The sequence below is a fragment of the Streptomyces sp. DSM 106670 genome, assembly GCF_055792845.1.
This window is the reverse complement of the sequence record NZ_CM147704.1, coordinates 2,681,899-2,695,427: the sequence shown is the minus strand read 5'-3', so window position 1 is coordinate 2,695,427 and position 13,529 is coordinate 2,681,899. Positions and strand designations below refer to the sequence as shown.

Genomic DNA, 13,529 nt, shown 5'->3' with positions numbered 1-13,529 from the left:
CGCCCCCGCCCCCAGGGGCCGGAGCCCGGCAACGACGGGCCCCGGCCCCCACGCACGGACCGCAGGCTCCGCGCACCAGCAACGGCCAGTTATGGAGAGACGACGAGCATGGCTCCGCGAACGAAGACCCAGCAGCCGCCCGCGCCGCACGCTGCCGACAGCCACGACCTGATCCGCGTGCACGGTGCGCGGGAGAACAACCTGAAGGACGTCAGCATCGAGCTGCCGAAGCGCCGGCTGACGGTGTTCACCGGAGTCTCCGGCTCGGGCAAGAGCTCGCTGGTCTTCAGCACCATCGCCGCCGAGTCCCAGCGGCTGATCAACGAGACCTACCCCGCCTTCGTCCAGGGCTTCATGCCCACCCAGGCACGCCCCGACGTCGACGTGCTCGACGGCCTGACGACCGCGATCATCGTCGATCAGCAGCGCATGGGCAGCGACCCGCGCTCCACCGTCGGCACCGCCACCGACGCCAACGCCATGCTCCGCATCCTCTTCAGCCGGCTCGGCACGCCGCACATCGGCCCGCCCGGCGCGTTCGCGTTCAACGTCCCCTCGGTCACCGCCAGCGGCGCGATCACCGTCGAGCGCGGCAACAAGAAGGCGGTCAAGGCGACCTTCAGCCGCACCGGCGGCATGTGTCCGCGCTGCGAGGGCCGGGGCACGGTCTCCGACATCGACCTCACCCAGCTCTACGACGACTCCAAGTCGATCGCCGAGGGCGCGTTCACCATCCCCGGCTGGAAGTCGGACAGCTGGTGGACCGTCCGGATCTACGCCGAGTCCGGCTTCCTCGACCCGAACAAGCCGATCGCCAAGTTCACCAAACGGGAGATGCAGGACTTCCTCTACAAGGAGCCGACCAAGGTGAAGGTCGAGGGCTCCACCCTCACCTTCGAAGGACTGATCCCCAAGATCCAGAAGTCGTTCCTGTCCAAGGACCGCGAGGCGATGCAGCCCCACATCCGGGAGTTCGTCGACCGCGCGGTCACCTTCGCCACCTGCCCCGAGTGCGAGGGCACCCGGCTCACCGAGGGCGCCCGCTCCTCGAAGATCAAGAAGATCTCCATCGCCGACGCCTGCGCGATGGAGATCCGGGACCTCGCGGAATGGGTCCGCGGCCTGGACGAACCCTCGGTCGCCCCGCTCCTCGAAGCCCTCCAGCAGACCCTGGACTCCTTCGTGGAGATCGGCCTCGGCTACCTCGCCCTGGACCGCCCCTCCGGCACCCTCTCCGGCGGCGAGGCCCAGCGCGTCAAGATGATCCGCCACCTCGGCTCATCGCTCACCGACGTCACCTACGTCTTCGACGAGCCCACCATCGGCCTCCACCCGCACGACATCCAGCGCATGAACGACCTCCTGCTGCGCCTGCGCGACAAGGGCAACACGGTCCTGGTCGTCGAGCACAAGCCCGAAGCCATCGCCATCGCCGACCACGTGGTCGACCTCGGCCCCGGGGCCGGTACGGCGGGCGGCACCGTCTGCTTCGAAGGCACCCTGGACGGCCTCCGCGCCTCCGACACCGTCACCGGCCGCCACCTCGACGACCGGGCAGCCCTCAAGGACGAGGTCCGCGAGTCCACCGGCGCGCTGGAGATCCGCGGCGCGACCTCGCACAACCTCCAGAACGTCGACGTCGACATCCCGCTCGGCGTCCTCACTGTCATCACCGGTGTCGCCGGCTCCGGAAAGAGCTCGCTCGTCCACGGCTCCATCCCGGCGGGCGAGAACGTCATCTCGGTCGACCAGAGCCCCATCAAGGGTTCCCGCCGCAGCAACCCGGCCACGTACACCGGCCTCCTGGAGCCGATCCGCAAGGCCTTCGCCAAGGCCAACGGCGTGAAGCCCGCCCTGTTCAGCGCCAACTCCGAGGGCGCCTGCCCCACCTGCAACGGCGCGGGCGTCATCTTCACCGACCTCGGCATGATGGCCAGCGTCTCCAGCCCCTGCGAGGACTGCGAGGGCAAGCGGTTCCAGCCCTCGGTGCTCGACTACCACCTCGGCGGCCGCGACATCAGCGAGGTCCTCGCGATGTCGGTCACGGAGGCCGAGGAGTTCTTCGGCTCCGGTGAGGCGGCCCTCCCGGCGGCCCACAAGATCCTCGACCGCCTCGCGGACGTCGGCCTCGGCTACCTCAGCCTCGGCCAGCCGCTCACCACCCTGTCCGGCGGCGAACGCCAGCGCCTGAAGCTGGCCACGCACATGGGCGACAAGGGCGGCGTCTACGTCCTCGACGAGCCGACCACCGGCCTGCACCTGGCGGACGTGGAACAGCTCCTCGGCCTGCTGGACCGCCTGGTCGACTCCGGAAAATCGGTGATCGTCATCGAGCACCACCAGGCGGTCATGGCCCACGCCGACTGGATCATCGACCTCGGCCCCGGCGCGGGCCACGACGGCGGCAAGATCGTCTTCGAGGGCACCCCGGCCGACCTGGTCGCGGCCCGCTCGACCCTGACGGGCGAGCACTTGGCGGAGTACGTGGGGGAGTGAGGCCCGGGCCTTCTCCGCCCGACTCCCGGGTCAGGCGGAGAAGGCCCCGCGCTTGACCGCGTCCACAAAGGAGGTCCACCCGGCGGCGGGGATGAGCAGGGCGGGCCCGCCGGGGACCTTGGAGTCGCGGACGGGGACGGCGGTGGGGTGGTGGTCCTGGACCTCCAGGCAGCTGTCTTTGTCAGGGCCGCTGTACGAAGACTTCCGCCAGCAGGCAAGCGGGTTGGTGCGCTCAGTCACGGTGTCCGTACTCCCTTGCGGCTGCCCTGAGCACGTTCAGCGACTCGGAGAGGGACAGCGCGTCGCTCATGGCCAGAGCGTAGGTGGCCTCGATCCGCTCGACCAAGTGCGGTGCATCGTGCACCTTGGCCACCTGCGTGCCTTCGGAGTACGCCACCGGTGGCTGGTCCTCGAAGTGCATCAGCGTCACCATGCTTTGGTGCAGGTTGGTGATGGGGCCGTTCAAGGGCATCACATGCGCGCGGATCCGGCCCCGCTCGACCAGTTGCACCACGTGCATGATCTGTTCCGCCATGATGTCCGCACTCCCCGCCATGCGTCGGAGGATGGATTCGTCCAGCAGCGCCCAGACTACGGGGGACGTGGGACGCTCCAGGATCTTGGCCCGCTCCAGTCGTGAGACAACAGCCTTGTCACGTTCCTCGTCGCTGTACGGCGGAAAGGCTGCGCCCAGTACCGCATCCGCGTACCGACGCGTCTGGAGGATTCCAGGGAAATAGGCGATGGCGAACTCACGGATGAACGTCGCCAGTTCCTCAAGTTTCCGCGCCGCCTTGAACCGTTCCGCGACGGAACGGTCGTCTGGCTGGGGCCGGAAAGTGGTCAGCACATTTCCCGTGCCCAGCGCCTTGTCCAACCGCCGGGCATCCTCCTCGCTCGGCATGCGACGCCCGGCCTCGATGTGCGAGATGTGCGACCGCGTCATCAGCGCCAGGTCCGCGAGCTGCTGCTGGGTCAGGCCGGCCGCTTCGCGCTGCGCCTTCAACCATGTGCCATAGGTATTACTCACAGCCAACTCCCGTGCGACGAACGCGGTGTCACCACAAACCCTCTGGCGAGCCTAGCCGCGCCGCTCGCACTCTGTGAGTGGATCGCTACGCAGCGAAGAATTCACCCCCACTGCTCACGGAGTTGACGCCCTCATGAAGGAACAACCGCTGGACACCGTCCGCCTGCTCCCCTGGACCGGAGCGACCGGCAGGCCGTGTTACGTCGTCGGCAACGGCGAAGGCAAGGTCTCGCGTGAGGCCGACAAGGTCGAGGCGATGCAGCTCGGCATGGCGTACGAACTCCTCGACCACGCCGACGACATGGTCGCGGACGACGGGTCCACGGGCGTCCAGCTCCGCCATGTCGCCGCCGCGCTGGCGCACTCGCTGCGGGACGTGCACCGGGTCGCCCGGAGCCGTGGCCTGAGGCTGGGGATTCCGGATGCCTTCGAGCCCGATCATCCTTCGGGCCCGGGGATGGTCCGGCTGCGACCGTAAGGCGGCAGAGGCGGCAGAGGCGGCAGAGGGCCCGGTGCACGGGCCCTCAGACTCCGGCCGAGCAGAACACGCACACATCCCAGAACGGCAGCCCGTCCAGCACCCGGTGACGTACGCACGAGGCCATGGCGGCGCTGTGCGGCCCGGGCAGGACATCCGCACCGGCGTTCGCGGTCGCAGGGTCGAACGCCTCCACCATCGCCCGGTACGTACGCAGATAGCCCTCGGCCCGGGGCGGCTCGTACGTCAGCTCCTCCCACCGGTGGCGGGTGAGCGCCAGATCGAGGACGCGCAGTACGAAGTCCTTCGCCGCGGCCCGCTCCTGCGGTGTGTCACCCCAGTCGAGGTCCGCCAGGTCGAAGCCGACGACCCCGCGCCCCATCATGCTCTGGTCCTGGAGCGTCAGCAGGGCGGCGAAGCGGAAGTCCCAGGGCTCGCGGGCCAGCGTGGACACCGAGAGCATCAGTACGTCCACGAACACGGCGGTGCCGCCGTTGGTCATCTCCAGGTAGCGGCCGTCACCGCCGTAGAAGCTGTTCATGTTCCCGAGCGTAGAGAGCGCGAGCGAACGGCCTTGACGCGAGGGCTCGCCGCCGGGTGACCATGAGCCATGATCCGTACGTTGTCGACGCCTCCCGCCATGGCATCCGGCCGCCTCTCCGACGCCCCGCAACCCGTGCTCCCGGCCGCCCGTGGAGCGGGGGTGGCATCCCGGGCGCTCGCGGCGCTCAGTGCGTGGGCCCTGGACGACATCGGCTTCTACCGACTGGAGTTGGACCACTCGACGCGTAACGCCGCCTCGTGCAGGGTCGCGACCAAGGCCGGCTACCGGCTGGAGGGCGCCAAGCGCAGCGCGGCCGTGCACGACGACGGCCGGCACGACATGCATCTGCACGCCAGGGTCAGGGGCGACCGCTGATCCGGTCGCGCAGCCAGGAGTTGACGCCGTCGATCGCGGTGGCGGCCAGGGCGGTGGGGTGGCCGGTGAAGCCGTGGGGCGCCGCGGGGTAGACGCGGAGCTCGACGTCGTTACCGGCCGCCGACAGTCGCCCGGCCATGGTCAGGTTGTCCTCCAGCAGGATGTCGTCGCCGCCGACGACCAGCAGCGCCGGAGGGAGGCCGCTCAGGTTGGCGTAGAGGGGCGAGATGTCGGGAAGGGTGCGGTCGCGTTCCGGCACGTGGCCGACGTACGCCTGGATGAAGTACTCGTCCGCGATGAGGCGGCCGCTCGGGGTCCGCGCGCTCAGGTCCCAGGTGCCGAAGCGGAGCGCGGCCCCGGTGAACCGGTCGGCGATGCCCCGGTCCCGCAGCCGGAGCAGGGTCGCCAGGGCGAGGGTCGCTCCCGCCGAGCTTCCGCCGATCGCGAGCCGTGACGTCCCGAAGCGGGCCTCGGCCTCCTCGACCAGCCAGAGCGCCACCGCTTCGCAGTCGTCGGGGGCGGCGGGCCAGGGGTGCTCGGGCGCGAGCCGGTAGTCGACGCCGATGACGGCGATCCGGAGGGCGTCCGCGAGCGCGCGGTGGCGTTCGTCGCCCTGGGCGGCGGTGCCCATGTAGAAGCCGCCGCCGTGGATGCCCAGGTAGACGCCCTGGGGCGGACCGTCGGCAGGCAGGAAGATCCGGACCGGGACGCGTACTCCGGCGGCCTCGACCGTCTCTTCGACGGCCGGGGGAACGACGGCCCGGGGTGCGGGCTTCTTCGCCCGCGCCCCTTGCAGCTCCTCGAAGGTGGCGGGCCCACGGCCTGCGACTCTCGACCGGTAGAAGGCGCGGGCTTCGGCGACCTGCTCGGCGGGCACGTCGGCGAACAGTGCTTCCAGGGCGAATCGCACGCGTCGCTCCTCATCCGTTCGGGTTTCCCTCCGGATGCTAGCGGCGCTTCCGTGAGACCGGGCGGCCCTGCTGTACGCCCGGACATGACGTCTGTCATGAACAGTGGTGACAGGGCGCACCGCTCTCCTCCGCCCGCGCGGGGCAGGCTGGGCGGAGACCCGCGCACCGGACGCCGACGGTTGGACAGAGGCCATGCAGAAGAAGAACGAGAACGACCTGCTCATCGTCGAAGACCTGACGCTGCTGATGATGGACGACAAGTCCGGGGCCATCGCGGGGGAGGGCACGCTGTACTACACGCTGGGCGGCGCGGTCCTCGTGGAGCTGGGCCTCGGCGGTCACATCGCGGCCGACGAGAACGACCAGGGACTGAACGGCGTGAAGGTCCACGCCGTCAGCAGCCGTACGCCGTCGGATCCGCTGCTCCGGGCCGCTCAGGCGAAGGTCGGTGAGCGGGTGCGCGGCGTGCAGACCCTGCTGATCGAGATCGGTACGGGGGTAGGGAAGCGGGAGACGGTGCTCGACCGGCTCGTGGAGCGGGGCATGCTGCGCCAGGAGACCAAGAAGACGCTGGGCCTGTTCCGTACGACGTCGACGACGGTCGCGGACACCGGGTACAAGAAGGCCCTGGTGGAGAAGGTCCGGGCCGTTCTGATCGACGGCGCGGAACCCGACGACCGTACGGCGGCGCTGACGGGACTGCTCTCCGCGAGCGGCACGCTGCCGACCCTGCACCGCTCCATCCCGTGGTCCGGCAAGGTCTACAAGCGGGCGAAGGAGCTGGAGCAGAGCAGCTGGGGCGCGGAGGCGGTGAACGCCGCGGTGATGCGGACGGTGGCGGCGATCTCGGCGGGGACGGTTGTCGCGGTGACCAGTTAGGGGTTGTCCGGGCGGTCGGTCAGGTGTCGGCGGCACGCCGAACAGCGTGCTCTCAGCCCTGAGCCGTCAGCTCGCAGCTCTCAGCCCTGAGCCCTCGGCTCTCAGCCCGAACCGGCGACCAGTGCCTCGCCGAGCGGGGTGCGCCGGTAGAGCACCGACCGTCCGGACCGGGCGCGGACGAGCAGCCCCGCCTCTCGCAGGATGGCGAGATGGTCTCCCACCGCGCCGGGTGCCATGGCGAGGCTCCGGGCGAGGTGGCTCGTGCTGGCCGGGGCGTCCAGCGCCAGCAGCAGCCGGGCCCGGGCCCGGCCGACCAGGGCGGTCAGCGCGTCCGGCCGGGGGACGGTCTCCTGTTCGCCCCACAGGGCGGCGGTGCCGCGGGCCCGGTAGACCAAGGTCCTGGGCCAGGGGTCGTCCATGTGGGCGGCGATGTGCCCGACGATGGTCGAAGGGATCACCAGGAGTCCGTCTCCGGCGAGGCGGACCGTTCCGCCCCGGAGGAAGCCGATCTCGATACCGCCGGCGCGCCAGGTGACGCCCGGGTGCAGGCTCTCGATGGTCGCGGCCCAGCCGTGTTCGCCGATCACCCCCACCCGGTGCACGACATCGCGCTCACAGATCGCGCGCAGTTGCGGCCAGTCCGCGGCGAGCAGCTCGTGCCACGCCCGGTCCATCGCCTCGGCGATCCGGGAGACGGCGTCCGGCGCGTCCAGCACCGCGCGTACGCGGGGATCACGGGCGGACGGGCCGGTCGCGTTGACGGCGATCTCATGGCGGGCCGCTTCCAGCGGTGTGGCCCGGATCACGGCCAAGTCGTCCGCCCAGGTCTGGTTGAGGCCGCGCGGGGGCGGGGCGACGAAGTTCGGTCCGCGCCCGCGCTCGGTGTGCAGGGCGAGGACGGCGTTCAGTTCGGTCTCACGGCGAAGCCGTTCGAAGGCCGGCCGGAGCCGGGCCGCCCACGCCCGCGGCAGCGGCGGATCCTGCCCGACGAGCGAGCGCAGCAGCAAGCAGAGGTCCAACGCGGGCGACAGGGCGAAACGGCTGCGCAGCAGGTCCTCGACGGAGACTTCGAAGCGCAGCACGCGGCCATGCTACTGCGGGACGCCTGCTCGGATTCGTCCAGCGACGAATCATTGGTGAGTGGTGCGGGCGCACGGCGAGGCTGCGCGTCATGACTCCGACCGCCGGGCCCGCGCAGGGCGACCACCGAGCCACGTACCGCGAGGTGCTGGCCGAACCGCGCTTCCGGCTGCTGTTCTCGACCCGCACCGTCGCGATCACCGCGGACGCGCTGCGGATCACCACGTTCTCGGTTCTGGTCTTCTCGTCCACCGGCTCCGCCCTGCTGAGTGCGGTGGCCTTCGGTATCGGCTTCATCCCGCAGTTGTTCGGCTCGCTGTTGCTGGGCTCACTGGCCGACCGACTGCCGCCCCGTGCGCTCATCACCGGCGGCTACGCCCTGACGTGCGCCACCGCCCTGCTGCTCGCGGTGGTGCGCATGCCGGTCGCGGCGAGCCTCGGTGTCGTGGCGCTGGTCTCTCTCGCCACACCGGTGTTTCACGGCGCGTCGAGCCGGCTGGTCGCGCTTTCGCTGAAGGGCGACGCCTACGTACTGGGCCGTTCGCTGAGCAACATCGCCAGTGCGGGCGCGCAGTTGTCCGGCCTGGCGCTGGGCGGCGCGGCCGTCGCGGCACTCGGCCCGCGCCGGGCACTCGCGGTCAGCGCCGTCCTCTACTTCGGCTGCGCGCTCGCCATCCGTATCCGGCTGCCCCGGCTGCAGCCGGCGGCGCTGGGCGGCACACCCGGCAGCACCGGGGGCAGCACCCGGGGCGGCACCGGTGGCGACAGCGGGGCTGATGGAGAGGTCGATGGAGGGGCGGCCGACGGCGGGGCCGTCCGGGCAAGCCTGCAGGGTGCGGGCCTGCTGCTGCGTGACCGTACGGTGCGACGACTGATGCTGGCCCAGTGGCTGCCCGTCGCGCTCGTGGCGGGCGCGGAAGGCCTCATCGTCGCCTACGCGGGGGAACGCCGCTTCGCGCCAGGCCGGTACGCGGTGCTGATGGGCTGTCTTCCGGTCGGCATGCTGGTCGGCGATCTGCTGGTGGGCCGGTTCCTGCGGCCACGCACCCGGGAGCGACTGGTGGTCCCGTTGGCCGCGCTGGCGGGGCTGCCCCTGATCGGCTTCGCCGCCGAGCCCGGGGTGGGCGTCTCGGCCTGCCTGCTGCTGATCAGCGGCCTCGGATACGCCTACGGTCTCGGCCTGCAACGCCCGTTCCTGGACGCCCTGCCGCAGGACGGCCAAGGCCAGGCCTTCGGCCTGCTCGGCTCCGGCAGCATGACGCTCCAGGGCGTCGGACCGGTCTGCCTGGGCACGGCGGCCGCGGCAGGCACGGGAACAGGCGGGGCCATCGCCCTGGCGGGCGGCGTGGTGGTGCTCACCGCCGGCTGGATTCTCACCTGGCACCCGCGCACGTCTCCGGCCCCCTCACCTGCCTCTTCCCCGGCCCCTTCCCCGGCCCCTTCCCCGGCCCCTTCCCCTGCCTCTCACTGAACCGCTCACCGAACCGCTCACCCGCTCACCGAACCGCTCAACAGAAAGGCTCACGCCGCATGATCGATGACTTCGCGAAGGACAACCTGCACGGGAGACTGCGGCGGGACCGCCAGGCGCTGCTCTGGAAACTCGACGGCCTGTCCGATTACGACGCCCGCCGACCGCTGACGGCGACCGGGACCAACCTCCTCGGCCTGGTCAAACATGTGGCCACCGTCGAGGCCAGGTACTTCGGCGAGGTCTTCGACCGGCCTTCCCCGGAACCGCTGTGCCGGTGGCAGGACTCCGACGGCAGCGACCAATGGGCGGCGGAGGACGAGACCCGCGAAGAGATCGTCGCGTTCTACCGGCGTACGTGGGAACACTCGGACGCGACGATCGACAAGCTTCCCCTCGACGCCCCCGGCCATGTGCCGTGGTGGCCGGAGCCCTATACCCACACGAACCTGTTCGCCGTCCTGGTCCATGTCCTCGGCGAGACCATCCGGCACACCGGGCAGGCCGACATCCTGCGCGAGGGCATAGACGGCCGGACCGGGCTGCGCGCCGAACAGGAGCGGCCGATCGACGAGGAAGCCCGCGCGGCCCACCGCGCGAAGATCGAGCGGGCCGCGAGGTCGGCCACACGCTGACGCACGCGAACGACGTGGACGGTTCTCAGGCGGGGCGGCGGGCCATCCACGTCTCGCGCGTGGACCGTACGACGAGGTCGTCGCGGTGGCGTACGTCCTCGGGCCCGCCGCCGACGAGCCGGTCGAGCGCGGCCAGATCCTCGGCGCCGACGCGCCCGTCGAGGGTGCCGCGGATCCGCTCGAAGACGAGGAAGGCGTACCGTCCCGCCCCCTCGGGCAGCGGGGCGCGCAGCTCCCACCGTTCGGCGCGCTCCTGCTCGACGGGGAGGCCGGCGGCCGCCAGCAGGGAGCCCCAGTCGGCCCCGCGGTGCGGCATCCGCTCGGCATGCAGACCGTCGAGGGCCTCGCGGCAACGGGCCTCCAGCTCACCCCACGGGCCGTCCTCGGGCAGGAACTTCGGCATCCCGTCCACCTCGGCGACGGCAAGCAGCCCTCCGGGGCGCAGCGCGGCGCGGATGCCGGCGAGGGCGGTCGCGGGGTCGTCCAGGTGGTGCAGGGAGGCCGACGCCCAGACGAGGTCGGCGTCGACGACCCCGGGCAGCCCCGCACCGGCGTCGGCCTCCAGCGTGCGCACACGGTCGCCCAGCCCCCGGTCCCGGGCCGCCGAGGTGAGCCGCTCCAGCATGGCGGGCGAGCTGTCGACGGCGGTCACGCGGGCGGTCGGGAACTGCTCCAGCAGGGCGAAGGTGCCGGTCCCGGTGCCCGAGCCGAGGTCGACGATGTGCCGGACGTCGTCACCGGCCAGACAGGCGATACGCCCGGTGAGCGCGGTCAGATGCGGCGCGAAGAGGGCGGCGTCGAGGTCGAGGATCTCGGGCAGGCCGTTCGGCGTCGCATCGGAACCGTGTGCGTGGCTGTGGCCATGTCCGTGGGTGTGGCCGTGGCCGTCGCTGTGGGTGTGACGGTGGGCGGGGGCCGTGGGGTGCGCGTCGTGAGCCATGCCGTCGAGCGTACGACTGGATTGCGCAAGACGCATATGGACTTGCCAATAACGCAACAAGGAGGCGGTCGGGTCGGCCCCGCGCGCAAGGCGGAGCGGAGAGGTGGAACGGAGGGGCGGAACGGAGGGGCGGAACGGAGAAGAGGAGCGCGGAACGGGAGGCGGCGGAGCCGGGGCCTGCGGTGTCCCGGGCGCGGTCTCACCCGCCCGGGGCGTCTCCGTACGCACGCAGGAAGACGTCCACGGCCCCTTCGGCGGTGGACCGCAGGTCGGCCGCCGGTACGGGGCGTGCGCCCAGCCGGGACAGGAGTTCCAGCGGGCCCGTGAGCAGGGCGAAGAAGTGGCCGGCGGCCTGTTCCGGATCGCACGGGCGCAGCCGGCCGGAGAGCGCGAGCCGGGCCAGGCGGTCGGCCAGCGCGGCGAGGGGGCGACGGGCGGTGCGTTCCTGGACGGCGTCGGCCAGATCGGCGAAATGCGGCGACTCCGCGTAGGTCAGTCGGCGCAGGGCGACGGCGCGTTCGCCGCAGCAGATACGGGCCAGGCCGACGGCCAGGTCCGTCAGGGCCGCGCGCGGATCCTGTTCGGCCGCGCGGTCGCGCAAGTCGTCGATCGTGGCGAGGAGTTCGGCCAGCAGGATGTCGGCGGAGGCTTCGACGGCGTACCGGAAGAGCGTTTCCTTGTCGTCGAGGTGGTTGTAGACGGTCGGCTTGGCGACCCCGGCCTCCTCCGCGACCTCCTGGACGCACGCCTGCGCGTACCCGCGCCGGGCGAAGACGAGGAACGCGGCGTCCAGGATCGCCTGGCGCTTGTCGGCCCGTCGGCGCGGGGCGGCTGCCCGGGAACCCCTTGACTCGACTGAACTCATGCGTTCAGTCTAGGTGTTGGTGGCTACCAGTCGGGAAGCTTTTCTGAACGCATGAGTTCAATGAGAGAGAGCGAACGATGCTCGTCCACATGCTGCGGTTCACCTTCAAGGACGGGACGACGGAGGAGCAGAAGGCCCGTGTGCTCGGCCTGATGCGACGTACGGCCTCGGTGGAATCCGTCTCCTTCGCGACCGTGGGCCAGAGCCTGATCGGCCCCGGCGCGGACTTCACCCACGCCTACTGCGTAGCGATCGAGGATCTGGACGCCCTGGAGCGGTACATGCACGACCCGGTCCATCTGGCGGGCGACGACGAGATCCTGCCGCACCTGGCGAGAATCGCGATCGGGCCGGACGCCTCGGACGACATGGACCCGGAACTGGACGCCAGGATCATGGAGTTGCACAGGAAGAAGACCGAGCTGTACCCGGAGTGGGCCGCCACACTCGAACCACTCCTGGCCCCCGCGGGCCAGGGCATGTCCGCCTGACCGCCCACTGGTTGGGGCATCGGCGCGAGGTCCGTACCTGTGCCCGTGCCTGTGCCTGTGGTGGTGCCGTCGGGCAACCATTCACCGTACGGATGGTTTTCCCAGGAAGGCGGGGCCGACAGGACCCGCCTCCGCCGCACATCAGGCAGGCGACGGCGACGGCGACGGCTACGGCGAGGTCGTCGTGGGCCTGCCGGGTGAGGACGTGGGCAAGGCCAAGGACGCGGGCGGCGTCTGGCTCTTCAAGGGCAGCCGCTCAGGCGAGCCACCGACGAACGAACGGCCCGGCCGCGAACACGAACAGGGCGAAACAAGCGACCCGTTGGAGCCCGGGCTCGGCAAGAAACCCGCTGCCACGGAGCCCGTGAACGGCGTACAGGTTGGCAGCCGGGTCCGTCACCATGACCCCGCAGGCGAGGTCGAAGCCGATCCGCTTGCCGCGCAGCAGAAGCACGGCGGCAAGCGGATCGAGGACGGCGAGCGACGACCAGTAGAGGTTGAGCCAGCCCGGGGCCCACGCATAGGCCCACAGCCCATGGCGCACGAGATCCACGACATGCGCGACGCCACCCACAAGGATCAGCACCGCCGCGATCACCCAGACCGCCACGACAACCGACCAGGGCGCCCGCCCACGCCCCATCCACCCGCTCACCCCGGACCTCGTTCCCCCACGCCCGCCCTCAACAGCGCAACCCGACGACACCCCAACCACGCAGCTCGGCCTGCCCGATGACGTCACCCCACCCTCGAATCAGCCCGACGAAGGTGTCGAAGTCATTGATCCGCCCGAAGTCGGCACGGGAGTGCTGCTCGAACGGGCCGCGCAGCAGGCCCAGTTCAGGACCGACGGAATCCCGGAGAACCTTGAGCGAGGAGACGGCGGACGGCCGGCACCACAACAGATGGTCGGCGTACGCAGGGGCCTCATCCATCGCCACGAGCGCCGACGCCTCCCGGATTCCCTGCTGATCGGGCATGTACGCAAGCCCGCCCCAGAACAGAGGATCGATGAACCGGTCCACGCCCGACCGCAGCCCCGGCTCGACGAACGCCCGGATCTCCTCCCACCGCTCACCGGCCCAGAAGTGATCCTTGTACGAGGAGCCGACAGCCCCGAAGTCGAACTTCCCGAACCAGCCGATGGCCGGGGGAGCGGGCCAGAACCACTGGGGCTCGACGGACGGCGGCTGGTCGGGCCCGGCGTCCCACCACTCCTCGTCCACCGAGTCGGATGCCTCGTACAGCACTGCGTGGTGCTGATCCTCCGGTACCGACATGAGGTGGTCCCAGTCGACGATCAGCACGTCAATGCATATGCCCATGACGGTGAA

15 protein-coding genes and 1 pseudogene are annotated in these 13,529 nt (G+C 70.9%); 7 read left to right on the top strand and 9 right to left on the bottom strand.

Translation table 11 applies throughout. The annotated features are described in order from the left end of the window. Positions 1–108: 108 nt before the first annotated feature. Positions 109–2,496 carry an ATP-binding cassette domain-containing protein gene (locus ACSMXR_RS11915; RefSeq protein WP_473171828.1) on the top strand — a complete coding sequence of 796 codons (2,388 nt, stop codon included), beginning with the start codon at positions 109–111 and terminating at the stop codon, positions 2,494–2,496. 30 nt (positions 2,497–2,526) lie between these two features. Here ACSMXR_RS11915 and ACSMXR_RS11910 read toward each other — a convergent pair whose 3' ends face one another. Continuing rightward, positions 2,527–2,736, bottom strand: coding sequence for a DUF397 domain-containing protein (locus ACSMXR_RS11910; RefSeq protein WP_137232904.1), 210 nt, complete (start codon positions 2,734–2,736; stop codon positions 2,527–2,529). Continuing rightward, entirely contained in the window at positions 2,729–3,526 is a 798-nt protein-coding gene (locus ACSMXR_RS11905) for a helix-turn-helix domain-containing protein (RefSeq protein WP_473171827.1), read from the bottom strand. The genes ACSMXR_RS11910 and ACSMXR_RS11905 overlap by 8 nt, the downstream gene beginning before the upstream one ends. A gap of 133 nt (positions 3,527–3,659) precedes the next feature. Between ACSMXR_RS11905 and ACSMXR_RS11900 the strand changes: the two genes are divergently transcribed. Further along, the gene (locus tag ACSMXR_RS11900; RefSeq protein WP_376184593.1) at positions 3,660–4,004 is read left to right on the top strand and encodes a hypothetical protein; all 345 of its coding nucleotides are present in this window, start codon (positions 3,660–3,662) and stop codon (positions 4,002–4,004) included. A gap of 46 nt (positions 4,005–4,050) precedes the next feature. On the opposite strand, the gene ACSMXR_RS11895 is transcribed toward ACSMXR_RS11900, so the two are convergent. Next, positions 4,051–4,545 (bottom strand): hypothetical protein, encoded by a 495-nt coding sequence (locus ACSMXR_RS11895; RefSeq protein WP_381795579.1) that lies wholly within the window; start codon positions 4,543–4,545, stop codon positions 4,051–4,053. Between the two features lie 129 nt (positions 4,546–4,674). Here ACSMXR_RS11895 and ACSMXR_RS11890 point away from each other — a divergent pair. After that, positions 4,675–4,923, top strand: a pseudogene (locus ACSMXR_RS11890) (GNAT family N-acetyltransferase); the annotation flags it as partial. Here the strand turns inward: ACSMXR_RS11890 and ACSMXR_RS11885 are convergent. Beyond that, positions 4,907–5,833: an alpha/beta hydrolase gene (locus tag ACSMXR_RS11885; protein ID WP_473171826.1), complete on the bottom strand. Its 927-nt coding sequence runs from the start codon at positions 5,831–5,833 to the stop codon at positions 4,907–4,909. The pseudogene ACSMXR_RS11890 and the gene ACSMXR_RS11885 sit on opposite strands and share 17 nt — an antisense overlap. A 193-nt stretch (positions 5,834–6,026) precedes the next feature. Here ACSMXR_RS11885 and ACSMXR_RS11880 point away from each other — a divergent pair, with 193 nt between their 5' ends. After that, positions 6,027–6,713: a GOLPH3/VPS74 family protein gene (locus ACSMXR_RS11880; RefSeq protein ID WP_381849535.1), complete on the top strand. Its 687-nt coding sequence runs from the start codon at positions 6,027–6,029 to the stop codon at positions 6,711–6,713. Positions 6,714–6,814: 101 nt separating this feature from the next. Here the strand turns inward: ACSMXR_RS11880 and ACSMXR_RS11875 are convergent, their stop codons facing one another. Then, positions 6,815–7,795 carry a winged helix-turn-helix domain-containing protein gene (locus tag ACSMXR_RS11875; RefSeq protein ID WP_473171825.1) on the bottom strand — a complete coding sequence of 327 codons (981 nt, stop codon included), beginning with the start codon at positions 7,793–7,795 and terminating at the stop codon, positions 6,815–6,817. An 89-nt stretch (positions 7,796–7,884) separates the two neighbouring features. Here ACSMXR_RS11875 and ACSMXR_RS11870 point away from each other — a divergent pair, with 89 nt between their 5' ends. Together ACSMXR_RS11870 and ACSMXR_RS11865 are read left to right on the top strand one after the other, a co-directional pair. Beyond that, a complete protein-coding gene (locus ACSMXR_RS11870; protein ID WP_473171824.1) occupies positions 7,885–9,264 on the top strand; it encodes an MFS transporter in 1,380 nt (459 codons plus the stop codon). Between the two features lie 59 nt (positions 9,265–9,323). Then, entirely contained in the window at positions 9,324–9,899 is a 576-nt protein-coding gene (locus tag ACSMXR_RS11865; RefSeq protein ID WP_473171823.1) for a DinB family protein, read from the top strand. A 25-nt stretch (positions 9,900–9,924) separates the two neighbouring features. Here the strand turns inward: ACSMXR_RS11865 and ACSMXR_RS11860 are convergent, their stop codons facing one another. Together ACSMXR_RS11860 and ACSMXR_RS11855 are read right to left on the bottom strand one after the other, a co-directional pair. Beyond that, on the bottom strand, positions 9,925–10,839 hold the full coding sequence (locus ACSMXR_RS11860; protein WP_473171822.1) for a class I SAM-dependent methyltransferase: 915 nt from the start codon (positions 10,837–10,839) through the stop codon (positions 9,925–9,927). 199 nt (positions 10,840–11,038) lie between these two features. Beyond that, on the bottom strand, positions 11,039–11,704 hold the full coding sequence (locus tag ACSMXR_RS11855) for a TetR/AcrR family transcriptional regulator (RefSeq protein WP_473171821.1): 666 nt from the start codon (positions 11,702–11,704) through the stop codon (positions 11,039–11,041). Positions 11,705–11,781: 77 nt separating this feature from the next. On the opposite strand from ACSMXR_RS11855, the gene ACSMXR_RS11850 reads away from it, so the two are divergent. Further along, a complete protein-coding gene (locus ACSMXR_RS11850; RefSeq protein WP_473171820.1) occupies positions 11,782–12,195 on the top strand; it encodes a Dabb family protein in 414 nt (137 codons plus the stop codon). 256 nt (positions 12,196–12,451) lie between these two features. Here the strand turns inward: ACSMXR_RS11850 and ACSMXR_RS11845 are convergent, their stop codons facing one another. Together ACSMXR_RS11845 and ACSMXR_RS11840 are read right to left on the bottom strand one after the other, a co-directional pair. Then, positions 12,452–12,805, bottom strand: coding sequence for a hypothetical protein (locus ACSMXR_RS11845; RefSeq protein ID WP_473171819.1), 354 nt, complete (start codon positions 12,803–12,805; stop codon positions 12,452–12,454). A 73-nt stretch (positions 12,806–12,878) separates the two neighbouring features. Further along, the gene (locus ACSMXR_RS11840) at positions 12,879–13,520 is read right to left on the bottom strand and encodes a hypothetical protein (protein ID WP_473171818.1); all 642 of its coding nucleotides are present in this window, start codon (positions 13,518–13,520) and stop codon (positions 12,879–12,881) included. Positions 13,521–13,529: the final 9 nt, after the last annotated feature.